The 24,302-nt window shown below is 65.3% G+C and carries 21 protein-coding genes; 1 reads left to right on the top strand and 20 read right to left on the bottom strand.

Annotated features, from left to right (window positions below):
* From ENJ37_07030 to ENJ37_07045, 4 genes are all read right to left on the bottom strand, one after another.
* Positions 1-1,047, bottom strand: a 1,047-nt coding sequence (locus tag ENJ37_07030) for an ATP-dependent helicase (GenBank protein HHL40241.1), incomplete at its 3' end; no start/stop codon positions are given.
* A 559-nt stretch (positions 1,048-1,606) separates the two neighbouring features.
* Entirely contained in the window at positions 1,607-2,458 is an 852-nt protein-coding gene (locus ENJ37_07035) for a cation transporter (protein ID HHL40242.1), read from the bottom strand.
* A 32-nt stretch (positions 2,459-2,490) separates the two neighbouring features.
* A complete protein-coding gene (locus ENJ37_07040) occupies positions 2,491-3,858 on the bottom strand; it encodes a hypothetical protein (protein ID HHL40243.1) in 1,368 nt (455 codons plus the stop codon).
* Positions 3,791-4,714 carry a YegS/Rv2252/BmrU family lipid kinase gene (locus ENJ37_07045; protein ID HHL40244.1) on the bottom strand — a complete coding sequence of 308 codons (924 nt, stop codon included), beginning with the start codon at positions 4,712-4,714 and terminating at the stop codon, positions 3,791-3,793. Before ENJ37_07045 ends, ENJ37_07040 begins: the two co-directional genes overlap by 68 nt.
* A gap of 385 nt (positions 4,715-5,099) precedes the next feature.
* On the opposite strand from ENJ37_07045, the gene ENJ37_07050 reads away from it, so the two are divergent.
* On the top strand, positions 5,100-5,570 hold the full coding sequence (locus tag ENJ37_07050) for a YbhB/YbcL family Raf kinase inhibitor-like protein (protein ID HHL40245.1): 471 nt from the start codon (positions 5,100-5,102) through the stop codon (positions 5,568-5,570).
* 103 nt (positions 5,571-5,673) lie between these two features.
* On the opposite strand, the gene deoC is transcribed toward ENJ37_07050, so the two are convergent.
* From deoC to ENJ37_07130, 16 genes are all read right to left on the bottom strand, one after another.
* A complete protein-coding gene (gene deoC, locus ENJ37_07055) occupies positions 5,674-6,393 on the bottom strand; it encodes a deoxyribose-phosphate aldolase (GenBank protein HHL40246.1) in 720 nt (239 codons plus the stop codon).
* A gap of 125 nt (positions 6,394-6,518) precedes the next feature.
* Complete coding sequence (locus ENJ37_07060; GenBank protein HHL40247.1) at positions 6,519-7,736, bottom strand: hypothetical protein; 1,218 nt, start codon at positions 7,734-7,736, stop codon at positions 6,519-6,521.
* A gap of 4 nt (positions 7,737-7,740) precedes the next feature.
* Positions 7,741-8,538, bottom strand: coding sequence for an outer membrane lipoprotein-sorting protein (locus tag ENJ37_07065; GenBank protein ID HHL40248.1), 798 nt, complete (start codon positions 8,536-8,538; stop codon positions 7,741-7,743).
* Between the two features lie 2 nt (positions 8,539-8,540).
* The gene (locus ENJ37_07070; protein ID HHL40249.1) at positions 8,541-10,823 is read right to left on the bottom strand and encodes an RND family transporter; all 2,283 of its coding nucleotides are present in this window, start codon (positions 10,821-10,823) and stop codon (positions 8,541-8,543) included.
* A 12-nt stretch (positions 10,824-10,835) separates the two neighbouring features.
* Positions 10,836-11,441: a TetR/AcrR family transcriptional regulator gene (locus tag ENJ37_07075; protein ID HHL40250.1), complete on the bottom strand. Its 606-nt coding sequence runs from the start codon at positions 11,439-11,441 to the stop codon at positions 10,836-10,838.
* Positions 11,442-12,346: 905 nt separating this feature from the next.
* The gene (locus tag ENJ37_07080; GenBank protein HHL40251.1) at positions 12,347-12,610 is read right to left on the bottom strand and encodes a hypothetical protein; all 264 of its coding nucleotides are present in this window, start codon (positions 12,608-12,610) and stop codon (positions 12,347-12,349) included.
* Positions 12,611-12,720: 110 nt separating this feature from the next.
* Complete coding sequence (gene ftsZ, locus ENJ37_07085; GenBank protein HHL40252.1) at positions 12,721-13,920, bottom strand: cell division protein FtsZ; 1,200 nt, start codon at positions 13,918-13,920, stop codon at positions 12,721-12,723.
* 126 nt (positions 13,921-14,046) lie between these two features.
* On the bottom strand, positions 14,047-15,273 hold the full coding sequence (ftsA, locus tag ENJ37_07090) for a cell division protein FtsA (protein ID HHL40253.1): 1,227 nt from the start codon (positions 15,271-15,273) through the stop codon (positions 14,047-14,049).
* Between the two features lie 19 nt (positions 15,274-15,292).
* Positions 15,293-16,117 (bottom strand): FtsQ-type POTRA domain-containing protein, encoded by an 825-nt coding sequence (locus ENJ37_07095; GenBank protein ID HHL40254.1) that lies wholly within the window; start codon positions 16,115-16,117, stop codon positions 15,293-15,295.
* Positions 16,114-17,022: a D-alanine--D-alanine ligase gene (locus tag ENJ37_07100; GenBank protein ID HHL40255.1), complete on the bottom strand. Its 909-nt coding sequence runs from the start codon at positions 17,020-17,022 to the stop codon at positions 16,114-16,116. The genes ENJ37_07095 and ENJ37_07100 overlap by 4 nt, the downstream gene beginning before the upstream one ends.
* A 68-nt stretch (positions 17,023-17,090) precedes the next feature.
* Positions 17,091-18,032 carry a UDP-N-acetylmuramate dehydrogenase gene (murB, locus tag ENJ37_07105; GenBank protein ID HHL40256.1) on the bottom strand — a complete coding sequence of 314 codons (942 nt, stop codon included), beginning with the start codon at positions 18,030-18,032 and terminating at the stop codon, positions 17,091-17,093.
* A 127-nt stretch (positions 18,033-18,159) separates the two neighbouring features.
* Positions 18,160-19,560 carry a UDP-N-acetylmuramate--L-alanine ligase gene (locus tag ENJ37_07110; GenBank protein ID HHL40257.1) on the bottom strand — a complete coding sequence of 467 codons (1,401 nt, stop codon included), beginning with the start codon at positions 19,558-19,560 and terminating at the stop codon, positions 18,160-18,162.
* A 4-nt stretch (positions 19,561-19,564) separates the two neighbouring features.
* Positions 19,565-20,656 carry an undecaprenyldiphospho-muramoylpentapeptide beta-N-acetylglucosaminyltransferase gene (murG, locus tag ENJ37_07115; GenBank protein HHL40258.1) on the bottom strand — a complete coding sequence of 364 codons (1,092 nt, stop codon included), beginning with the start codon at positions 20,654-20,656 and terminating at the stop codon, positions 19,565-19,567.
* On the bottom strand, positions 20,653-21,777 hold the full coding sequence (gene ftsW / locus ENJ37_07120; GenBank protein ID HHL40259.1) for a putative lipid II flippase FtsW: 1,125 nt from the start codon (positions 21,775-21,777) through the stop codon (positions 20,653-20,655). The genes murG and ftsW overlap by 4 nt, the downstream gene beginning before the upstream one ends.
* A 16-nt stretch (positions 21,778-21,793) precedes the next feature.
* A complete protein-coding gene (murD, locus tag ENJ37_07125) occupies positions 21,794-23,194 on the bottom strand; it encodes a UDP-N-acetylmuramoyl-L-alanine--D-glutamate ligase (protein HHL40260.1) in 1,401 nt (466 codons plus the stop codon).
* A gap of 5 nt (positions 23,195-23,199) precedes the next feature.
* Entirely contained in the window at positions 23,200-24,273 is a 1,074-nt protein-coding gene (locus tag ENJ37_07130; protein HHL40261.1) for a phospho-N-acetylmuramoyl-pentapeptide-transferase, read from the bottom strand.
* Positions 24,274-24,302 lie beyond the last annotated feature (29 nt).

The raw sequence follows: 24,302 nt of genomic DNA on the forward strand, positions 1-24,302 counted from the left end.
CCCGCCGCTCTGCTCTGCGCGGCCTGTGGTGAGGCTTGCAAGCCCGCCCATGAGCCGCTCGATCTCCCCGGCTATGAAGCGGGCCTCGGCCCTCTCGTCGGCGCACTCGACCGCGCGCACCGGCTCGCCGGGCTCCCGGACAGCCCGGAGCTCACGCTCAAGCCTAACCCTGTTGTGCCGGATGAGCGAGGCCGAGGCGCCCACGATGGACGCCGAGGAGCGGTAGTTGGCGTCGAGCGTCAGCACACGGGCGCCGTCGTGGCGGTTCTCGAAGTCGAGGAACCCTTCGAGATTGGCGCCCCTGAAGCCGTAGATCGCCTGGTCCGGGTCCCCGATGGCAAAAAGCGTGTTCTCCGGGCCTGCGAGGAGCTCGAGCAGCGCCGCCTGCAATGGGTCTATGTCCTGGAACTCGTCGACCATGACGTGCCTGAAACGGGCGCGGTAGGCCGCGAGCACTTCGGGGCGCGAGGCGAAGAGATCCACCGCCGCCGGCACGAGGTCGTCGAGGTCCACGGCGTCGAGAGCTCTGCGGGCCTTCTCGTAGGCGCGGAGCAGGGGGTCGTCGTCTCCGCCGGAGAGGGGGGGCAGGGGGGGCGCGCTCCTTCCCCTTCGCCCCTTTGCGGCCGAGATGCGTTCGAGGGCCGCGGCCGGGGTTTCTGCGCCGAGCTCCGAGAGGAGGGCGAGCTGGGCCTGCCTGCCGAGAAGTCTCGAGGCGAGCCCCTCGGCCTTTACCACCTCCAGCGCAAAGGCGTGGAAGGTCGTGACCCGGCACTGCCCGGCCGGCCGTCGCTCTTTGCCGAGTTCATCGAGAACGGCGCCCACGCGCCGTCGCATCTCGAGGGCCGCCCTGTTCGTGAAGGTGAGGGCCAGTATGCCCCCGCCGTCCCCCCGGGCCGCCAGGCGGGCGCAGCGGGCCGCAAGCACGGCCGTCTTTCCGCTCCCCGGTCCGGCGGCGACGAGAAGCCTCGCCGCAGGGCACTCCACGGCCTCGCGCTGTGCCCCGTCAAGCCTCACCGCCGTCGCACCGCCTGCCGCCTTCTTCTCCATTTCTCCATGGAAACCCGATTTAACTATCCTGGGGGAAACTTTCTGTAGAAGGGCCACAGGCCCACGTTTCCCCCAGACCCCCTTCCAAGACTTTCAATACGAGTTGGTTTCCCCCTGTTTTGCTTGGCAAAACAGGGGGAAACCAACTCGCGTTAATTTGCTCTTCGAGCCGCGTTGGCTCTCATGATCGCTGATGAAACGAGGTTCTTCAGCCCAAGTCAAAAGTCTTTGGAGGGGGTATATTACCTGCTGCAGCCGCATTTGGGGGCGGTCCCCGGGAGGTTCGACCCGCAAGGGCGTAAATATCCCGCCCGGCGCGTGTCGAACCTCCCGGGGACCGCCGGACATACGAAGACCATATATTATATGGAGCCCCCGCCAGGGCCGAGGCGCTCCTGTGGCGCGGTCCGCAAAGGCGTAACAACCCCCGCCTTGCGCGGACCGCGCCACAGGAGCGCCGTGAAGGGGATACAGGTGGGGAACCGTGGGCCTGCGGCCCTTCTCCAGAAAGCTTCCCCCAGGGTAAGGAAAGGGGCGGAGACCCGCGTCCCCCGCGACCTCAGACCGGATCGATGTGGATGAAGGCCTTTTCTATGGCCTCTATGCGGTCTACGGCCTCTTCCACCCTCTTGCCTATCTCGTGGGAATCGAGGGTGGAGAGGTCCTTGTCGACCTTGACCGGTATCTCCACGTGGATGAAGTTGCCCACGTAATGGGCCTTCACGTCTCCCACGTCGCGCACGCCGTCGACTGAGCGGGCCTCGTGCTCTATGGCCTCGAGCATCCCCCTGGGCGGGGACTTGCCCATGAGGTAGTCGATGTTCTCCATCCCAATGCTGTAGCCCGTATAGATTATCCAGCCGCTTATGACGAGCCCCGCCAGCGGATCGAGCAGCGGGTACCCGGCCCGCACCCCGATTATGCCCGTGAGCGCGGCGGCCGAGACCCATACGTCGCAGAGCGAGTCGGCGGCGCTGGCCGTTATGGCCGGGCTGCCCGTGCGCCTGCCCACGCTGCGGAAGTACCAGGCCATGGCCCCCTTCACGGCCATGGTGACGGCAAGGGCGGCGAAGGCGAAGGGCCCGGCCCTCACCTCCCCGTCGGAGACGAGTCTCTGGACCGACGCCTTTATGACCTCGAAGCCCAGGATGCCGGCAAGCACGGCTACGACTATGCCCGCTATGGGCTCGGCCCGCGAGTGGCCGAAGGGATGGCCCTCGTCGGCCTCCTTCTCCGATATCCTCACGCATATGAAGACCGCCGCCGACGAAACCATGTCGGTCAGGGAGTTGAAGGCGTCGGAGAGCAGCGCTATGCTGCCCGATAGGAGGCCTGCCGCGAGCTTGAGGGCGAAGAGAAGGGTGTTGCCCGCCATATTGACGACGGTGGCCCTGAAGGCGGAAGGTCTCATCGCAGGGGAAACGTATTGCGGGGGAACCCTCTTTAGCGGCTGCCGACGGTTTCGTATACGCGGTTGAGCGTCTGGCGCGCCACGACGTAGAAGCTCTGGGCCCAGGCCAGCGGCACGTTCCAGTTGGGCTTGCCGTCGGTATAGAGCTCGGGCACCATGCCGTCCTCGGTCATGACCGACTCGAGCTTCTCCATGTAGTGTTCGGCCCTTTCGATGTGCTCGACTATCACGGGGGTCTTGACGCCGGACCAGAGACCTCTCTGGGCGATCTTGGCGTGGACGATGCACAGCCAGGCGAACCCCAGCGGCCACTGGGCCTCGTTGCCCACGGGGTTTTCGCTGTCGGCGCTGTAGTACTTGTCGCCGGGATAGCGGATGACGCCGTTGTGCCGTACGAGGTTCTCCTCCACGTTGCCGACGATGACGACCGCCTGTTCGTCGTCGACGATATTGTAGGGCCATATGAGGCTCAACTGGATGAAGTCGTAGGGCCGTGAGTCCGACTCGCGGGGCAGCAGTTCGTCGAGACTCCTGCGGCCCGTCTCGATGAACTCCTGCGGCACGGGCAGGAGCCTGTGGATGTCGACCTGGGTCTTGTACTTGTAATGGTAGTGGCCGTCGTCGTGCCACATGGTCAGCCCGGCGAGCACGGAGCCGATGCTCGAGGAGTGGACCTCCGGCCCCTCCTCCCAGACGCCGAAGTCGGGGTCCGAGTGCCAGCGCACGGTGGTGAGGTAGAGCACGATGTCGCGCAGGAGCAGCAAGGTGGTGGCCTGGTCCTCGCTTATGACGTTGAAGCCCTTTTTCATGAGGTCGCCGGTCTTGTAGAGGAAGAGGCCGAATATGTCGAGCTGGTGGTGGCCCCATTCGCAGGTTATCTCCTCGAGGGTCTGGGGATGGACGCGGGCGTGTATGACCTCGTCGGCGCAGCTTCCCGTGTAGTGGCGCTTGCGCGCCCCGCTCGTTATCTTGTGGCGGTACTTCTTGAAGATGTTGAGGATGAGCCTGTAGCTCTCTATCATCCTGTCGAAGGCGCCGACGTACTCGTTGGCGTATGTGGCGTACATGATGTCTCGCAGCCAGAAGACGTTGTACTTGTCGCCGCCCTTCTCGCCCGTGTAGGGCGAGGCTATGTAGCCGCCGTTGAGTTCTCTGAGCCTTTCAAGGTGCATGTAGGCGACGTTGAGTTTCTCGCGGGGCGAGAGTTCGAGAAAGGGCCTGCGGCTCCGTCCCTCGATCGTCGCGTCGGGATAGGTCAGGGTGTACGGATCCATGGTGTTTGTCGTCATCTTTCGTCTGCTCTCCAGGAACTCCGCGATCTTGAGTCTTTCTTCAACGGGATTCATTGTGTCCACCGTCGGGCGCCGCGCACGGGGCGCCCGGTTCAGCCGCCAGGACATTGAGCGCTCGCGGTGCCGTCTCTATCCTCACCCTGTCGGCGCAGTCGACGGGTTCGCCGTCGATGTGTATCGGACCGGGCCTGTCTCTCTCTATCTCGAGGCTCGCCGCCCGGATGCGCCGGAAGCCCCTGGCCTCTTCGATGCTCCCGCCGTACAGGAGCGCTATGGAGCGGGCCGTCTCCCTGAGGCCGGCCTGGGGGAGGAGGCAGAGGTCGAGCAGCCCGTCGTCGGGCCTTGCGCCGGGCGCCGCCCTTGTGCCGCCGCCCAGGCGCTCGGTGTTGGCCACGGTGAGGACGAAGGGTGTGGCGCGCAGCCTGTTCTCCTTCCACCTGATCGCCACGCGGGCGGGCCTGTAGGCGAGGAACCACCAGAGCGCAAGCGGCATGCACGAGGCGGCGCCGCGCCGGCCTTCCGCGCCGGCGCGGCGGTCCAGGAATGCCTCGAAGGCGAAGGATACCGACGAGAAGAAGTAGCGGCCCTCTATCGTGCCGGCGTCCACCTTCCGTGTCGCCCCCTTCAGGGCCAGACGCATGGCCGCCGCCGGGTCCCGGGGCAGTCCGAGGGCGTCGGCGAGGCCGTTGCCCCTGCCGGTGGCGACGATGCCGAGCGCGGCTGCCGATCCCGTCAGCGCGGAAGCGACCTCGTTGACCGTTCCGTCGCCGCCGCAGGCGTAGACCGTCCCGAACCCCCTCTCGACCGCGTCCTTTGCGTACCGGTAGGCGTCGCCGGGCTTCTTCGTGGCCTTTATGTCGAAGAGGCCGTGCTCGTCGGCGAAGACCTCCCTTACTACTTCGGTTATCTCGGCGGTTTTATTTCCCCCTCCCGCCATGGGGTTGACGATAAAGCGTATCTTCAAGCGGTGAACCCCTCCAGGATACACAAGTATATGCCAAAGAGCCGGTTTTTACAAGGGCGGCGATATCCGGAGGGCCGCCGGGGAGGCAACTTCCCTCCGCCGCTTGCCTTTCCGCCGCCGCCCCGTACCCTCCGGCCGGCGCGGGGCTCTTTCGGCCCGATGGTTGCAAAAATCTCAGGAAGGGCTAAACTAAGGATAGCTCCCGGTTATTCCACCGAGGGAACCTTTTTGAAAGGGTCCCCCGGCGTAATCAGCCGGCATTTTCTCGGGATGTGAGGTGCCGGATCGTCATCTGGCAGGGAGGGAAGCGGTGAAGACGAGAGCGAAGGCCCTTGCGGCGGCGCTGGCGGCCTGGGCCGCAACCTTTTTGTCGGCCGGAGAGGCCATGGCCTTCAGTATAGAAAGCAGCGCCTTCGACGACGGCGGCCAGATACCGGCGGTCCATACGTGCGAAGGCGCCGACAGGTCGCCTGAACTGGGCTGGGAGGACGCGCCCGCCGGGACCCGGAGTTTCGCACTCATCGTCGAGGACCCGGACGCTCCGGGCGGCACCTTCATCCACTGGGTTCTCTACGACCTGCCGGCTGCGAGCAAGGGGCTGGCTGCGGGGCTTGCAAAGGAGCCGACACTTCCTGGCGGTGCCCGCCAGGGTATGACCGGTTTCGGTCGTATCGGCTACCGGGGGCCCTGTCCCCCGCCGGGCGACGGCTACCACCGGTACTTCTTCAGGCTCATGGCCCTCGACGTGGAGAGCCTGGGGCTTGCCCCCGGGGCGTCGGCTAAAGCGGTGGAAGAGGCCGCAAGGGGTCACGTCATCGGCGAGGCTACGCTCGTGGGCAGGTACAGGCGTTTTTAGGGAAGCTCTGATTAATGACCCTGGGGGAAACGGGGGTTGTGACCCTTTTACAAAAAGGTTCCCTCAGTGCAATAAATCAGAGTTTCCTTAGGGTGTGGAGCCTTTAAGGGACCGGGACCCGCGTACCACCCCTGGTGATCGGAGCTTTCTCAATCGGGCCGGCCGCGTCCCTGAGCTCCTCCACTATCTCCACGCCCCGGCTCGTGCCGATCCTCGTCGCTCCGGCGCGAAGCATGGCGAGGGCCTTTTCGGCGGTGTCTATGCCGGCCGACGCCTTTACGCCGATCCGTCCCGCCGCCCTGTAGCTGAGCAGCCTAACGTCCCGCTCGGTGGCCCCGCCGCCGGCAAAGCCCGTCGAGGTCTTGACGAAATCGGCGCCGCCGTAGATGACGAGGTCGGCGGCCTCCTCCTTCTCGGCGTCGTCGAGGTATGAGGTCTCGATTATGACCTTGAGCACCGCCCCGGCCGTGACCCTTCGCAACGCCTTTATCTCGGCCTCCACGAGGTCCCTGCGGCCCGACTTGAAGAGCGCGAGGTTCATGACGGCGTCGATCTCGGCCGCCCCGGCTGTGAGGGCCTCGCCCGCCTCCGCCACCTTGGCCGCCGTCGTCGTGTAGCCGAGGGGGAAGCCCGCGACCGTGGCCGCCGCCGTGGAGCGGCCCCTGAGCATGTGGGCAAGGAGCCTCACGTGGCAGGGCGCTACGCATATGGAGGCGAAGGGGTGGTTGACGGCAAGCTCCACCCGCCGCACGAGCTCCCGGCCGGTGAGCAGCGGGCTCAGAAGCGCAAGGTCCGTCTTTCTCGCCAGTTCGTCGGCTCTCATAGATCGCTCCCGTCCGATTCAGTGGTGGGTCTTCCGCGATTATACTGCAGAGCGCCGCCCTTGGATAGTGAATTTCTCTTCAGATGGGCGGGCGGTGAAGCCGCCGCCCGGGAGGGAGCGGACGGTCAGAAGAAGCAATCGAGCGTTACCTCGACGACGTCGTCTCTGCCGATGGCGTAGAGGCGGTCGTGGGAGGGGATGCCGGCGGTGGCGTAGACGTTGACGGTGAGCCTTGTGGCCTCGCCGAAGCGGCGGCTCGCCTCGACGAGGTAGAAGCGGGCCGGGCTCGACGCATCCTGGATCACGCCGAAGAGGGCCTCGGTGCCGCCCAGGTCGTTTACGACGAGCCGCGCCCCGGCCATTACGTCGTCGTCGAAGAGCATGGCGAGCGCCGGGTCCCGCTCGTCGTGGATCCATTCGGCGAGCACGCCCAGGTCCATCCTCGTGCCCAGTATGCCGTAAAAGGTGTACTCGAACCCCGAGACCCACGAGACGAAGGGGTCGCCCTGGCCGCGGCGGTATATGGACTCCGCCTTCCAGAGCCACTGGCCCGTTATGAGCTGGAGTTCGAGGCCCGTCTGGTTGACTATCTCGTAATAAGGGACGAGGACCGGCCGCCCCATGGCGTCGCTTCCCCTGAGCAGCGTCGGCTCGCGGCCCGTGCCCCGGAAGTGGGAGAGCGCCACCTCCCATGCCCCGATGCTCGCGGCGTAGCGAAGGGCCACGTCGGGATGGGACCTGCCCTTGCCGCTTTCGAAGCGGGCCCGGCTGGTGTCAACGACAAGCGGTCCCCTGAACCTGCCGCCCCTGCCGGGAAAGGTGCGGTCCCTGAACCAGGGCATGAAGTAGAGGTCCGCCGTGCCGGGGCCGAGCTGCGCCGAGAGGCTCACCATCGGCTGGCCGAGCTTCTCCTCCTCGTCTATCCTCTCCACCAGGTCCGTCTGGTTGACCACGTCGACGAGGTGGTAGCTCTCGACGACCCCCCAGAAGACCTTCCTCGCCCCCAGGCCGAGCTCGAAGCGGTCGAAGACGAAGAGGGCGTAGAGCTCCCTCACGTCCATGTGCGTGCGCGAGGAGTCGGCGGTGTCGACGCGCAGGAAGGGGGTGAAGGCGAATATGCCGCGGCCGCCGTTCCACTCGTGGTAGAACTCGGGCTGGAGGGCCATGGAGGCGCTGTTGGGCTCCTGGCCCGGCTGGCCGGGGCTGCGGGGAAAGAGCCTCGCCTCCTGGGACATGAAGCCCGTGAGCTCGAAGGCCGTCGCCTCGGCGACTAAGACGAACGACGCCGCGGCGAGAAGCGCAACGGGCAGCGCGGCCGCTCTCCGAGAGGTCCCGCGGCCCACGGCCTCAGCGCGCCCTCCTGAGGCTGTTCCTGGTGAAGTCCCCTGGACCCAGTCCCGTGCGGAAGCGGTACCCGCTCCAGAGAAGCCTCGTGCTCTTGCCGGTCTGGTGGTTGACCATGTACATCTCGTCGGCCCGCCAGTACCTGTCGATGTAGAGTCTGTAGCCCTTGAAGGTGAGGGTCTTGAGCAGCGCCTTCTTCCTGTCGTAGTAGTCGATCTTCCTCACCCTGTACTCGTCCTTGTCGAGCCATACGACCTGGCGGGTGTAGCCCGAGTCGGGGTCCACCGGATAGCGCTCTATGACGAAGCAGTCGACCCCTTCGTACGAGTCGTCGCCCACGTAGCGGTAGGTATACTTCTCGACCTCCTGGCTTGCGATGTCCTCGTAGGCGAACTCGCTCCCCATGAAGGAGCCGGACTTGTTGGCCGAGCTTATGCGTTTTACACGCTTCAGGGCCGGCAGGTAGAGCCACTGGTCGTCGGGGCCGCTCTTGTGGCTGAAGGAGAGAAGGGCCGTGCCCTTCACGTCCCGGGGGCTCTGGAAGACTATGAGGCTCTTGTCGCCGTCGCCCTCGACCTCGAGGGTCCGCACCGAGAGTAGCCGGACGCTCTCCTGGCCGTGGCGGTTGCGCAGTATCATGCGCATCTCGGCCGTGAAGTCTCCGAAGCCGCTGTCGCGGCGGTCGGCCTCGACGGCTATGGCGAGGCCCTTCTCCTGCGGCGTCTCGGCCCAAGAGGGGAGGGGGCCGAGAGAGCACAGGGAGACAAGGACGGCTGCAATCGTCATCGACTGGCGTATCATCATTATCTTCCCTCCTCTATTTTCATGAGAAGCGGCGGCAGGAATAGGAAGTCGGCCGCCAGGGCGAGCACCAGGGCCACGGCCGAGAGAAGGCCCATGTCGGCGTTGATCGTAAAGCCCGACCTGGTGAGAACGAGGAATCCCGCCACCAGTATCGCCGAGGTGACCCAGAGGGCCGTGCCCACGGTCCTGAACGAGTACCTCACAGCCTCGGCTGCGTCGAGCCCGAGCTCCCTTCTCGCCCTCAGGTACTTTGAGAGGAAGTGGACCGTGTCGTCGACGACTATGCCGAGACACATGGCCGTCACGACCGAGAGGGCGAGCCCCACCTCGGAGAAGAGCAGCCCCCAGAGGCCGAAGGCCATGAGCGGCGGAGAGAGGTTGGGCACGAGGCTCACGAGCCCGATCCTGAGGCTGCGCAGCGCGACGACGAGTATGGCCGATATGAGCACCAGGGCGGCGGCCGTCCCCGTGAGCATGCTCTTTATGTTGCGCTCGGCTATGTGGGAGAACATTATGGACGGTCCGGCCCCGAGGGTCCGCATCCGGGGGGCGTTGTCCGCGAGCCACTGCTGGGCCCTCTCCTCGAGCCCCAGGAGCTCCTTCGTGCTCAGGTTCTCGAGGGTTACGGTAAAGCGGGTGGAGCTCTTGTCCACGTTTATCTGGTTGTTGAGGTCGAGACCGTAGGGCAGCGACATCTCGTAGAGGAGCAGGTACTGGGCCGCCAGCTCCCGCTCTTCGGGCAGTCTGTAGAAGGCCGGGTCGTCGCCGTGCATATTCCTGTTGAGCCTCTTGAGCGTGTCGGTAATGGTGTTGACGTTCATGACGCGGGGCTGCCTGCGGTACCAGTCGGCGAAGTCCGACACCTTTTGCAGAAAGGCGGGCTCGCTCACCCCGCCGCTCTCGCCCGAGTCGAGCGAGTACTCTATGAGATAGATGCCCGTGAGGTTCTCGGCTATGAAGTCCGTGTCGGTGCGGAAGCTGTAGCGCTCGTCGAAGTACTCGACGAAGCGGTCGTCGAAGGTGATGCGCGCAATGCCGCTCATTAGAAGCACCATGACGGCCAAGGTGCCGTAGAAGAGGGGGCGGCGGTTGCGCACGACGAAGTCGCCGAAGCGCTCCATGACGACGGGTCTGTCCACGGCGGCGCGGGCATGGACCCTCACGGGCAGCAAAGAGACGACGGCCGGCATGAAGAGGACCGAGTAGAGGAAGGCGGCCGTCACGCCCATGGCCGCGATGTTGCCGAGGTCGCGGAAGGGCTGGGCGTCGCTCCAGTTCATGCTCAGGAAGCCGATGGCGGTGGTGAGGCTCGTGAGGAAGACGGGCTTTAGGTTTATGCGCAGCGACTCGACGAGGGCCTCTGACTTTTTCAGTCCCCGCTCCATCTCGTGGGCCATGGTGATGAGTATGTGGATGCAGTCGGCCACGGCCAGGGTGATGATGATGGTGGGGGCGCTCGACGATGGGCCGGTGAGCGGTATGCCGAGCCAGCCGGCAAGCCCCATGGCCGTGACCGGAGAGAGGACTATGACGAGCACCGTGCCGACGGTTGCGGCCCACGAGCGGAGCAGAAGGGCGGTGACGGCCACTATCACCAGGAACATGACGGGCACGAGGGACTTCTGGTCGCCGACGGCGGCCTCGGAGAAGGCGTTGTTCATCATGACGATGCCCGAGAGGTAGATGTCGATGTCCGGGTACTTCTCGCGCATCTTCGCGGCCAGCTCCCGCGAGAAGGCGGCCACGGCCGGCACCTCGTCGCTGTCGCGGCCGGGGAGGTTGATGGTCACGTTGACGCCCGTCACGTGGCCGCGCCGGGAGACGAGGCGGTTGACGAGCAGCGGCTCGCTCAGGGCCACCTTTCTTATCTCTTCGATCCGCCCGTCGTCAAGGGAGGCGGCGTCCTTTACGAGGTCGCGCACCAAGAGGTCGTCGCCGTCGGCGCTGGTGTACTGGAAGTTGGTGATGGAGTCGACGCGAAGCGAGTGGGGCGTCTGCCAGGCGGCCTTTGTGAGCTCCTCGACGGCGGCGAGGGTGCGGCGCGTGAAGACGTCTCCGTCCCTGGGGGCAAGGGCGAAGAGGACGTTGTCGTTCTTGGCGTAGGTGTTCTGCAGGGCCTCGAAGGCCAGGAGCTGGGGGTTCTCCTTGCTGAAGAAGTAGCGGTAATCGGTGGAGAACCACAGATACCTTGCGCCGCTTGCGCTCACCGCCGCAGCGACGAGCGTGGCCGCAATGACGAGCCATCGGTATTCAAGGACCCAGCGGGCCAGTCCCTTTTCCATTGAGCGTAAACCTCAGGGCTTTCCGCTCCCGCCCGGCCGGGCGAGCAGGCTTGGCAGGAGCATCTCGACCATGCGCGCCGTGCCGGCGCGTATCTCCTCTGCGGTGAGGCCGATGGACATGGGAGGGGTGAAGCGGTAGAAGGCGGTGAGAAATGTCTCGGCCGCCTCTTCCGGTTCGCTCACGTCGAAGACGCCGGCGGCGTTGCCTTCCCTTATGACGGCGGCGACGATCTCCCTCTCCATGGTCTCGAACTTCTTTATGAGCTCTTCTTTTCTGGGGAGGACGGCGGTGACGATCTCCATGCCGTGGGGCGTGTCCTTGAAGATGTCGTGGTAGGCGAGGTTGCGCTCGAGGACCATGCGCCGCAGCTTCTCCGGCGCCGGCGCGTCGCCGGCCGAGGCGCGGCGCATGCGCTCCACGACGGCGAGCTTGGACTTCTCGGCGCAGGCGAGCGCTATGTCCTCCTTGCCGCTGAAAAAGGCGTAGATCGTCCCCACCGCCACGCCGGCGCGGCGGGCTATGTCCTGCATCGTCGTCTTCCTGTAACCGTAATGGAAGACGAGACTTCGCGCCGCCTCGAGTATGGCCTCCCTCTTGCCGTCTTCACGCTCAGCCATCGCGAATCTCCGACCAGATAAATGAACGCAATAACAATGAATATATTAATATAATATTCATTGCAGGGTGAAAGTCAAGGGAAACTTCAATCAATCGGGGGGAAACTTTCTGAAGAAGGGGCACAGGCCCATGTTTCCGCGCCGCCCCATCGTATGTCATTCGTGTGTGCGGCTGCACCTGGGGTTCGGGCCGCGCCAGGCGGGATTTTTTACGCCTTTGCGGCCCGAACCTCCCGGCCCAGCCGCCTGACGCAGCCTGTGTTGGCAGTCTTTGGTGGGAACTTTCTGAAGAAAGGCCAGGCCCGTGTTTCCGCGCCGCCCCATCGTATGTCATTCGTGTGTGCGGCTGCACCGGGTGGTTCGGGCCGCGCCAGGCGGGGTTTTTTACGCCTTTGCGGCCCGAACCTCCCGGCCCAGCCGCCTGACGCAGCCTGTGTTGGCAGTCTTTGGTGGGAACTTTCTGAAGAAGGGGCACAGGCCCATGTTTCCGCGCCGTCCCATCGTATGTCATTCGTGTGTGCGGCTGCACCTGGGGTTCGGGCCGCGCCAGGCGGGATTTTTTACGCCTTTGCGGCCCGAACCTCCCGGCACAGCCGTCCGACGCAGCCGGCGCGGGCAGTCCTGGTGGAAACGTAGGTGGTGCGGTTGACGGCAGCAAGTAGAATAGAAAGTAAGGGGGGGCGAGGTATGGTGATGAAGGCCGCTTAGAGTCCCGGCGGGACGCCGTCGCCCGTGAAGATTCATTGGTTTTTCTTTGCTTACTTTCTTTTTTCCAAAAAGAAAGTAAGGGGGGTGCGAGGTATGGTGATGAAGGCCGCTTAGAGTCCCGGCGGGACGCCGTCGCCCATGAAGATTCATTGGTTTTTCTTTGCTTACTTTCTTTTTTCCAAAAAGAAAGTAAGGGGTTATGGTTTGATGGGGATGTGCTTGACCGCCACGACCGAGCCCTCCTGTTTTATGTAGACCACGTCGATGAGTGTGATCTTGTCTTCGACGATGCGGAAGAGCTCTATGCTCGAGGTCCCTGGGATGAGCATGTCCTTGATCACGACGAAGGTCTTGTCGTCGAGGGCGGTGACGGTCCTTTCCCTGTTTTTGTCACCGCCCTGGACGGGGGAAGAGACGAGCAGGAGTCCCAGAAGAAGTGTTGTTGCCGCTGTTTTTTTCATGGCCTGAGCTCCTCTGGCGACTGCGCACCGCCGCAGGCGGGTCCGTCGGGCGTGCGGGCCTGGGGACGGGCGCAGGATGTGGCCGGGCCGACCGGGCCGTCGGCCCGGTCTCAGTCGGCGCCCTTTCTGATGAAAGTGGGGGTGTCGAGATACTCCTCGAGCTGTGCCTGGTCCATGTCGGCCGGAAGGGCGCCGGAGGTGACGCTGCGGGCGACCCTTCTGGCCGGTCGGACACCGCCGGCCAGGGGTTCGACCACCTTGCGGTCGGCAACGACGGCCTTCTTGGGCTTGGGTCCGGGGGTGTCGGCGTCGCCTATGACGAGCGCCTGGGGGAACTTGTCCCTGAGCAGGCCTTCCTGCTGGTTCCGGCCGAAGCCGGTGGCGATGACCGTTACCCGGATCTCTTCGCCGAGGCTCTCGTCGATGACGGCCCCGAAGATTATCTGGGCGTCGTCGTGGGCCTCGTCGTGGATGAGGGTTGAGGCCTCGTGTATGTCGTGGATGGACATCTCGGCGGAGCCGGTGATGTTTATGAGCACGCCCCTTGCACCGTTTATGGATATGTCCTCGAGCAGGGGGCTTGAGATGGCCCGGCGCGCCGCCTCCTGGGCCTTGTTCTCTCCGCTCGCCGTGCCTATGCCCATTATGGCCTGGCCCATCTCGCTCATGATGGTGCGCACGTCGGCGAAGTCGACGTTGACGAGGCCGTGGATGTTGATGACGTCGGAGATGCCGCGCACGGCGTGCAGGAGCACCTGGTCGGCGAGCTTGAAGGCCTCGGTGAAGGAGGTCTTCTTGCCCGCGACCGAGAGGAGTCTCTGGTTCGGGATGGTGATGATCGTGTCTACCACGTCGCCGAGGCGCTTGAGCCCCTCTTCGGCCTGCCGCATCTTCCTCGTCCCCTCGAAGGCGAAGGGCCGTGTGACGACGGCCACGACGAGCGCGCCCGTCTCCCTGGCCGCATCGGCGACTACGGGTGCTCCGCCGGTGCCCGTGCCGCCGCCCATGCCTGCTGTTATGAAGACCATGTCGGCGCCGTCGACGGCCTCCATTATCTGCTCTTTGCTCTCAAGGGCCGCGTTGCGTCCTATGTCGGGGTTGGCGCCGGCGCCGAGCCCCTTTGTCAGGGATGCGCCGAGCTGGAGTTTCACCGGCGCCTCTGACTTGGCCAGCGCCTGACTGTCGGTATTGGCCGCCACGAATTCCACGCCCGTGAGCCCGGCGTCTATCATGGTGTTCACGGCGTTGCCGCCGCAGCCGCCCACGCCCACGACCTTGAGTCTCGCGCCGCGGTTGAAACCTTCGATCATCTCAAATACCATCTTGCACCTCCTTATGTTGCCGCCGTTAAGAGAAGTTTTCCGGTTGCGCCTTCACCTTCACTCCCGCGCCCCGCGCTCCCGTCGGCGCCGGGTGGGGGTGCTCGGCGCTCTTCGTCAAAAAAAGTCCTTCATCCAGCCCTTCATCCTGTGGAGGAGCTTGTAGAATATGTTCTTGCTTCCCCTGTGGAAGCGGGGCTGGGTGGCGTGGTGTATGCCGTATTTTACGAGACCGACGCCTGTGGAGAAGGCGGGGCTTCGCACGACGTCGACGAGCCCCTCGATGCCCGAGGGCACGGCGCGGCGCACGGGCAGGCCGAAGACCTGCTCGGCGAGCTCACTTGCCCCCTCTATGGCCGCGCTGCCGCCGGTGAGCACGATACCGGAGCTTATGAGTCCGTCGTAACCGGAGCGGACTATCTCGTTGTTGACCAGCTCGAAGAGCTCCTCCATCCTGGGCTCGATGATCTCGCCGAGCATGGTTCGCGTCACCTTGCGCGGGCCCCGGCCGCCCACGCTCTGCACCTCTATGGTCTCGTCCTCGTCTATCATGGAGACCATGGCGCAGCCGTGTTTTATCTTTATCTTCTCGGCCTCGGCGCTGGGGGTGCGAAGGCCGACGGCGATGTCGTTGGTCACCTGGTTGCCGCCCAGCGAGATGACGGTCGTGTGCTTTATCATGCCGCCCTGGTAGATGGCGATGTCGGTAGTGCCTCCTCCCACGTCGACGAGCGCCACGCCGAGGTCCTTTTCATCGGAGCTGAGCACGGCCTCGCTGCTTGCTATCTGCTGGAGGACGATGTCGGCCACGTCGAGGCCCGCCTTGTTGGCGCACTTCACTATGTTCTGGGCCGAGGTGACGGCGGCGGTGACGATGTGGATCTTCACCTCGAGCCTTATGCCGTTCATGCCCAGTGGCTCCTGTATGCCCTCCTGGTCGTCGATTATGTACTCCTGCGGTATGACGTGTATGACCTCGCGGTCCGGGGGGATGGCCACGGCCTGGGCGGCCTCGATGACGCGCTCTATGTCGGTGTGGCCTATCTCGCCGTCCTTGACGGCTATGACGCCGTGGCTGTTGAAGGCCCTTATGTGGCCGCCCGCGATGCCGACATAGACGTTGTTTATCTCGCAGCCGGCCATGAGCTCGGCCTCTTCGACGGCCTTGCGTATGGAGGCCACGGTGCTCTCGATATTGACGACCACGCCTTTGCGCAGGCCCTTGGACGGATGGCTCCCGATGCCTATGATCTCGATGCCGTCCTTGGTCTTTTCGCCGACGATGGCGCACACCTTGGTCGTTCCTATGTCGAGACCGACGACTATGTTCTCTTTTTTCGCCATATGTCCACCACCCCCCTGCTCAGGCCTGCCCCTGCGTGCCGGGAGTCACCGGCCTGAGGACGACTCCCCTCCTGGCGTTGAGATAGATGTGCTCCAAGCCTTCGAGGCCGCGGGCCCTTGCGGCGGCGACCCTGTCGAGGAGGCCGAGCTTGCGGCCGTGGCCGCCCCTGCCGAGTTCTATCCGCACGCCGTCATCGAGCGTGAATATGGTGAAGCCGTAGACCGGGTCCACGTGGATCTCCGAGACGGCGTCGGCGTTGAAGCCCTTCCTGCGGCGCAGCAGGTCGAGAAGGTCGATGAGCTCGGTCTCGAGCCCCGGGTCGCTTCCCACGCCGTCGCCGCCACGGCGGGCCAGGGCGCCGAGACCGGTCACAACGGGCAGGTCGAGTCCGTCTCCGGGCTCGGCCCTCTTGAAGACTACGCCGTCGGCGTCCATGACATAGAGGTCGTCGAGCCTGACCACTGCGACGGGCTTTCTCTCCTCGATCTCCACGATTACGCTCGACGGAAGCCGTTTTCTCACCACCGCCCGCGCTATCCAGGGGTGGCTCTCCAGGGCCTCTGCCGCCGCCGCGGCGTCGAGGGCGAGGATGTTCTCCCCCACGCCCAGTCCGCAGTAGCGGAGCACCTCGGCGTCGTCGAGCCGCCCGGCGCCCACTACCGTTATCTCGTCCACGGCGAGATAGGGGCTGTGGAGGAGCTTCACGTAGAGGGCGTGGAGGGCCGCCGCCGAGGCGGCGACGGATGCGGCGAGCCCCAGGACCCTGGCGTAGCGGAGAAGCGGCGCCATACGCTGCGCAAGCGTCTTCTTTCTCCTGAACCTGTTGCCTTTCCTTCTCCTCATGACGCTGCGTAAGGCGGTTTCGGTCCGGCGCGGCCCTCGAGGGCCGCGCCGGCCAGGATTCGCTCCACGAGCTCGTCGTAGCTCATGCCGGCCTCCTCGGCCGCCATGGGCAGAAGGCTCGTCTCGGTCATGCCCGGCACGGTATTAACCTCCAGCACCGTGGGGCCGTCGCCTGCGAGTATCATGTCCACCCTGGCCGCGCCGCGGCAGCCCAGCGCCCTGTAGGTCCTGACGGCGAGGCGTCTTACGGCCCGCTGCGCCGCGGCCCCTATCCTTGCGGGCACGAAGTACTCGCTTTTGCCCTTCACGTACTTGGACTCGTAGTCGAAGAGCTCTCCCGAGGGACGTATCTCCACAACGGGGAGCGCCTCGCCGTCGAGCACCGCCGCCGTCAGCTCCCGGCCCTCCACGAAAGACTCGATCATGACGGGGCCGTAGCGAAGCGCCTCCTTCACGGCCCCTTCCAGGCCGCGGCGGCTTCTGACCACCGCGATGCCCTTCGAGGAGCCCTGGGCCACGGGCTTTACGACGAGCGGGAGCTTGAGCCCCCGCGGTATGGAGAGGGAGCCCCCCCGTTCCACCACCGTGAAGGGCGGCGTTTCTATGGAGTAGCTCGAGAGTATCCGCTTTGCGAGGGCCTTGTCCATGGCCACGGCGCTCGCCCTGACGCCGGAGCCCGTGTAGGGTATGGCCATGACCTCGAGCAGCCCCTGTACCGAGCCGTCTTCTCCGAGGCCGCCGTGGAGGGCCACGAAGGCCCGCTTCGCGCCGGCCCTGCGCAGCTTGGCGGCCGTGTTCCTGTCGGCGTCGACGGCCGCGACCCTGTAGCCGCGCCTCGAGAGGGCCTCCATGACGGCCCTGCCGCTGCGAAGCGATATCTCGCGCTCGGCCGACTCTCCGCCCATCAGGACCGCCGTGACGTCCTCCCTCCCTTGGCGGGCCGCCGCGTCTTCGCTCACCGCTCCGCCCACTTTCAGTCGTCCTCGCCTATGACCCGTATCTCGGGCTCGAGCACGACGCCCGAGTTCCTGTAGACGCGGTCCCGCGCCATGGCCATGAGCGAGAGCACGTCCCTTGCCAGCGCGCCGCCGGTGTTTATGATGTAGTTTGCGTGGACCTCCCATATGCGGGCCCCGCCCGATGCCGTGCCCTTGAGGCCGGCCTCCTCGATGAGCCTGCCGGCATGGTCGCCCGGCGGGTTCTTGAAGATCGAGCCGGCGCAGGGGTGGCGCACGGGGGCCGAGGACCTGCGCCGCTCGGCGAAGGCGGCCATGCGCTCCCTTATCCGCTCGGGGTCCCCCTTCTCGAGGGTCATGTGCACGCGCACTATGACGGCGTCGTCCGGTATCCGCGCGCTGCGGTAGGAGAAGCCGAGCTCTCCCGCGGGGATGAACTCCTTGGCTATCTTCCGGCCCGAAAGCCGCACGAGCTCCACTCCGTCCACTATGTCCTTTATCTCCGAGCCGTAGGCCCCTGCGTTGGTGGCCACGGCCCCTCCTATGGTTCCGGGGATGCCGGCGGAGAACTCAAGGCCCGTAAGCCCGCGCTCGCGGGCCGCGGCGGCGATCTCCTGGAGCTTAACACCCGACCCTGCGACGAGGACCGTTCTCCCCCGCTCCCCGGCCGGCGCATCGCTCCACGCCATGTCCCTGAAGCCGTCCATCATGTTGACCACCACGCCGCGCACCCCGCCGTCACGCACCAGCACATTGGTGCCGGCGCCTATGATGCAGACGGGAAACTTCTTGGCCCGCGCGAACTTGAGCAGCTCGGCCAGGTCCCCCTCGTCGAGCGGAAAGGCCATCACGTCGGCCGGACCGCCTATGCGAAAGGACGTATGGTTGCGCATGGGCTCGTTGAAGAGTATCCTGCCCTTGAAGCGCTGTACGAAGAGTAGGGGGTACTGCTTGCTCACCGTATCACCTGTGGAAGCTCTGATTAATTACCCTGGGGGAAACCGTGGGCCTGTGACCCTTCTACAGAAAGATTCCCTCAGTGCAATACATCAGGGTTTCCCTGTTTCTTTGTTCAGGGGGCCGCTTTCAGGGCTGCGCTCCGGCAGCGCCGCCGCGGCCCCTCAGAAGCCGGAGGAGCTCTTCTCCCACGGTCCAGACGTTTCCGGCCCCGAGCGTTATGACCATGTCGCCGGGCTCGACGGTGTCGGCCAGCAGGGTTGCCGCCTCTTCGAGCCGCTCGACGAAGGCCGCGTCCTTGTGGCCGTGGCGGCGCACGCCCTCATAGAGTCTTCTGCCGCTGACCCCCTCGATGGGCTCCTCGCCGGCCGGATACACCTCGGTGAGTATGAGGCGCTCGGCGTCGTTGAAGGCCGTTATGAAGTCGTCGTAGAGGTCGCGGGTGCGCGTGAAGCGGTGGGGCTGGAAGACCGCCACCACCCGCCTGGACCAGCCGCTCTTGGCCGCCGCGAGCACGGCCCGTATCTCCACGGGGTGGTGGCCGTAGTCGTCGACCACCATGACGCCGCCTTCTTCGCCCTTTATCTGGAAGCGGCGCTCAACGCCGGCGAATTCCTCCATAGCGGTCCTGAAGTCCTCGAAGTCCACCTCGAGCTCGCGCGCCACGGCCGCCGCGGCGAGGGCGTTGTAGACGTTGTAGGTGCCGGGCATCCCGAGTCTCACCCTGCCCAGACACTCGTCGCCGACGCAGAGTTCGAAGGACGTGCTCATGGCCTCGTGCACCACGTTGCGGCCGTGCATGTCGGCCTGGGCCGTGAGGCCGTAGGTTATGACACGGCGCTTGACGTGGGGGATGAGCCCCTGGATCACCGGGTGATCGAGGCATATGACGGCGCACCCGTAGAAGGGGACCTTGTTCATGAAGTCGAGGTACGAGCGCCTGACCTCCTCCATGTCGCGGTAATGGTCCATGTGCTCGGCGTCTATGCTGGTCACCACGGCTATGGTGGGCGTGAGCTTGAGGAAGCTGCCGTCGCTCTCGTCGGCTTCGGCGACGAGGTAGTCTCCGCCGCCGAGCCTTGCGTTGGTGCCTATGGAGTTGAGTCTTCCTCCGGTGACGATGGTGGGGTCGAGTCCGGCGCGTCCCAGTATGGCCCCCACCATGGAGGTCGTCGTCGTCTTGCCGTGGGTTCCCGCTATGGCGACGGCGTACTTCATGCGCATGAGCTCGGCGAGCATCTCGGCCCGCGGGATTATCGGTATCTGGAGGTCTGCGGCCTCGACCATCTCGGCGTTGGACGGACGCACGGCCGAGGAGTAGACCACGCAGTGGGCGCCGTGGACGTTGCCCGCCCTGTGGCCTATGAATATGCGGGCCCCGAGTGAGGCGAGCCGGTCGGTGGTCTTCGAGGCCGCAAGGTCGGAGCCGCTGACGGCGTAGCCCATGTTGATGAGCACCTCGGCTATGCCGCTCATGCCGACGCCGCCGATGCCGATGAAGTGTATGTTCCTTATCCGTCCCCTGTACATGTCCTCAGAGACCGTTGCTCATGAACATCTTCATGTAGTCGTCCACGATGGCCACCGACGCTGCCGGCCTGGCGAGCTCCCTCACCCTGTGGCGCACCTGCCTCAGCTCCACGGGGTCGGCGTAGAAGCGCCTGATGGCCGCGGCGAGGGTGCTGCCCGTGAGCTCGTCGTTTCGGAGCATGACGGCCGCGCCCCTGCTCTCCAGATAGCGGGCGTTGACCTCCTGGTGCTCGTCCGAGGCGAAGGGGTAGGGGACGAGGATGGAGGGCAGCCCCAGGGCCATGATCTCGGCGATGCTCGTGGCGCCGGCCCGGCATACCACGAGATCGGCCGAGGCGTAGGCCTCGCCCATGTCTTCGATGAAGCGGTGGAGCTCGACCTTCAGTCCCTTCCTCCGGTAGGCCGCGGCCGCGGCCTCGTAGCCTTCGCTTCCCGTCTGATGCACGACCCGGAGCCTGCTCCAGATATCGGTGAGGTACTCGGTGGCGTCCAGGAACGCGGCGTTTATGCTCGTGGCGCCCTGGCTGCCTCCGAAGACGAGCAGCGTGAACCTCTCTCCTCTGACATCCACTCTCTTGCCCATGCTTTCGAGCACCTCCCTTCTTACGGGGTTGCCGGTGAGCCGGGTCCTCTCCCGCGGAAAAGAGCGGGCCGCCTCGTCGAAGGCTATGTATATCCTGTCTGCGAACCTGCCGAGCAGCCTGTTGGTGAGCCCGGGCACGGCGTTCTGCTCCAGTATGGCGGTCTTGATGCCGAGCATGGCCGCGGCGAGGACAACGGGCCCCGAGGAGTACGAGCCGCTGCCTATGACGCCGTGGGGCCTCTCCTTTCTGAGAAGGGCCACGGCCCTCGCCGTCGAGCCCGCCGCCCTTGCCAGGGCCTTCACGAACTCCAGGCCCTTCTTCCTCTTGAGCCCCGAGACGTTGAGCAGACGGAGCTCGTAGCCGTGGCGGGGAACGACCGATTCCTCGAGCCCCCCCCTGCCTCCGACAAAGACTATCTCCACGCCCTTCACCCGTCTGCGGAACTCGTCGGCGAGGGCTATTATGGGAAAGAGGTGGCCGCCCGTGCCGCCGCCGGCCATCAGAAGCTTCACGCCCTGTTCCCCCTGACGTGTATGTTGAGCAGCATGCCGGCCGCGGCCAGGTTCGTTATCAGCGAGGTCCCTCCATAACTCACGAAGGGCAGCGGCAACCCCTTGGGCGGCAGCATGGCGAGCACGACCGCCATGTTCACCATCGCCTGCAGGACCACCATGAAGGTCAGCCCCAGCGCCAGATAGGAGCCGAAGAGGTCCCTGGCCCTCATGGCTATGGTCGTCCCGCCGACGAGAAAGATGATGTAAAGGACCATGATCGCGCTCACTCCGATGAGGCCGAACTCCTCGCCCACCACCGAGAGTATGAAGTCCGTATGGGCCTCCGGGAGGTAGAAGAGTTTCTGCATCCCCTCGCCGAGCCCCACGCCGCCGAGTCCGCCGGAGGCGAAGGCCACGAGCGACTGGACCGTCTGGAATCCCGCGCCCGTAGGGTCCTTCCATGGGTCGAGGAATATGAGTATCCTGCGCATCATGTACTCGTAGCGCGTCACTACGATGAAGAGCACCGGCGCCGCTACGGCCACCAGTCCCGCCAGGTGCTTGAGCCTGGCCCCGGCCACGAAGTTCATGAGCACCACCAGCCCCCCCAGCGATACGGCCGTGCCCAGGTCCGGCTCGGCCAGGATCAGGGCGATGACCGCCCCCGGTATGAGCACGTTGGGCAGAAAGCCGAAGGCGAAGCTCCCTATGCGCCCGGCCCTGCGTGAAAGCGAGTAGGCCAGGAAGATTATGACCGCCAGCTTCGCGAACTCCGAGGGCTGAAACCCCACGGGGCCGATCCTTACCCACCTTCTCGCGCCGCCGACCTCGCTGCCCAGGCCCGGCGCGAATATGAGCATGAGCGCCGCCGCCGCCGCAATGAGAAGGGGATAGGCCGCGCGACGGTATATGGTGTAGGGCAGCCGGCTCGCCGCTGCGAAGAGGCCGAAGCCGATGATGGCGAAGAATACATGGCGCTTGAAGAAATGGTACTCGTCGCCGAGGCGCTCCATGGCCATGACGTAGCTGGACGAGTAGACCATCACGATCCCGATCCCCACGAGCAGCACGGCGGATACGGTCACCCACCGGTCGGCGTCGTCGGCCACGGCGGCCGCTATCGTCCCCCTCGTGGTCATTCGCCGCGCTCCCCTTTCAGCTCCTTCCGGCCTCCGCCGCGGAGGCCTCCACCACCTCTTTGAAGTGTTCGCCCCGCTCCTCGAAGCCGCGATACATGTCGAAGCTCGCGCAGGCCGGGCTCAGAAGCACCGTATCGCCCGCGCAGGCGGCCTCTCTCGCCGCGGCCACGGCCTCGGCCATCCCCCCCGCAAGGCGCGTGGGCACGGCGCCTGAGAGCGCCGCTTCGAGCTCGCAGCGGGCCTCGCCGATGAGCACGGTCAGCTTCACCCGTCCCTTCACGGCCTCCCTCAGGGGCGAGAAGTCGCCGCCCTTGTTCCTGCCTCCGGCTATGAGGACGACGGGACCGTCGATACCTTCGAGCGTCTTCACCACCGCTCCCACGTTGGTGGCCTTGGAGTCGTCGTAGTAGCGCACGCCGCCGAACTCGCCCACGAGCTCCATCCTGTGGGGCAGGCCCCTGAAGGCCGCGGCGGCGCGCTCGGCGGAGCGGGCCGCCGCGCCGAGCGCCATGGCGGCGGCGAAGGCGGCCGCGAGGTTCTCCCTGTTGTGGGCGCCGGCGAGTCCGAAGCGGCTCATGTCCATGGACTCCTCGCGGCCGTCGAGGCGGAAGACCACCCTGCCGCCCTCGATGACGACACCGTCCGCGCCGGGCCGGCCTCCGAAGCCTATGAGCCGCGAGGCGGGCCTCATCCGTCCGACGAGCCCCATCACCACGGGATCGGCCCTGTTGACCACGGCGAAGTCGCCGGGCCCCTGGTTCTCGAAGAGCCTCATCTTGGTGCGGGCGTAGTCGTCGAAGTCCTCGTAGCGGTCGAGGTGGTCTTCGGTTATGTTGAGCAGCACGGCAACGCGGGGCCTGAAGCTGCTTACGGTCTCGAGCTGGAAGCTGCTCACCTCGACAACGCATATGTCGGCCTTCTCCCCCGACGCGGCGTACTCGATGAGCGGTGTTCCGATGTTGCCGCCCACGAAGACCTTCATGCCCGCCGCCTCGAGCATGGCGCCGAGCAGCGCCGTGGTGGTGGACTTGCCGTTGGTTCCGGCAACGGCGGCGACGGGCTCGTCGATGCAGCGCCAGGCGAGCTCGAGCTCGCCTATCACCTCGGCGCCCGCGCGGCGCGCCTCGTCGAGCACCCCGGCATCTCGCGCAACACCGGGGCTCGTCACCACGAGCTCGGCTCCGGCGACGGTTCCGCCGCCGTGCCCCCCGGCCTCGACCCTCACGCCCAGGGCCTCGAGCTCGTCGGCCCCGGCAAGAGTTCCGCGCGGCGCCCTGTCGGTGACCGTCACCTCGGCGCCAACGGCGCGCAGGAAGCGGGCCGCGGCCAGTCCGCTGCGTCCCAGTCCCACGACGACCACCCGCCTGCCGCAAAGCTCCTGCGCTCCCCCCGGTCTCTTCAACCCCACGGCCTCCATCGCCTCTACCTGAGCTTCAAGGTGCTTATTGCTATGAGCGAGAGTATGATGGCTATTATCCAGAACCTCACGATTATCTTCGGCTCGGCCCATCCCTTGAGCTCGAAGTGGTGGTGTATGGGCGCCATGGCGAAGACCCTGCGGCCGCTCAACTTGTAGGAGGCCACCTGGAATATGACCGAAAGGGCCTCGACGACGAATATGCCGCCCACCACGACGAGCAGTATCTCCTGCTTTGTAAGGAGGGCGAGGGTGCCGAGCCCCCCTCCCAGCGAGAGCGCCCCGATGTCCCCCATGAAGACCTGGGCCGGGTAGGTGTTGAACCACAGAAAGCCCAGACTCGCGCCCACCATGGCCCCGGCGAAGACCGTAAGCTCCCCGGCGTAGGGCACGTGCGTTATCTGGAGGTAGTTGGCGATCTTCACGTGACCGCTCAGATAGGCGAAGAGCATGTACGTCGCGGCCGCTATGGTCATGGGACCTATGGCGAGCCCGTCGAGCCCGTCGGTGAGGTTCACGGCGTTGGACGTCCCCACGATGACGAGCATGGCGAACGGTACGTACAGCACGCCCATCTCTATGCTCACGCCCTTGAAAAAGGGTATGCTCACGGCCGTGTTCATCCCCCCCATGTACAGGAGCACGGCGGCCGCTCCGGCCACCGCCACCTGGGCCGTGAACTTGGCGAGGGGACGAAGCCCCCCGGGGTCCCTTTCCACGACCTTCTTGTAGTCGTCCACGAAACCTATGCCGCCGAACCCTATGGTGACGAAGAGCACGATCCAGAGGTACTCGTTGCCGAAATTGCCGCAAAGGAGCACCGATACGAGCAGCACGAGCAGGATTATGGCCCCACCCATGGTGGGCGTGCCGGCCTTGCTGAAATGACGGGCCGGCCCGTCCTCGCGGATGACCTCGCCAACCTGCAGGCTCTTGAGCTTCCTTATCAGATAAGGACCTATTATGAAACTCAACACCAGAGAGGTGAGCATGGCGTAAATGGTCCTGAACGTAATGTACTGAAATACGTTGAAGACCGTGTGATACTTGGCCAGCGGATATAAAAAGTGATATAACATCCACCTCTCTCTATACACCCTCGCCCCGG

Source organism: Deltaproteobacteria bacterium (assembly GCA_011375175.1).
In the GTDB taxonomy this organism is placed as follows: domain Bacteria; phylum Desulfobacterota; class GWC2-55-46; order GWC2-55-46; family DRME01; genus DRME01.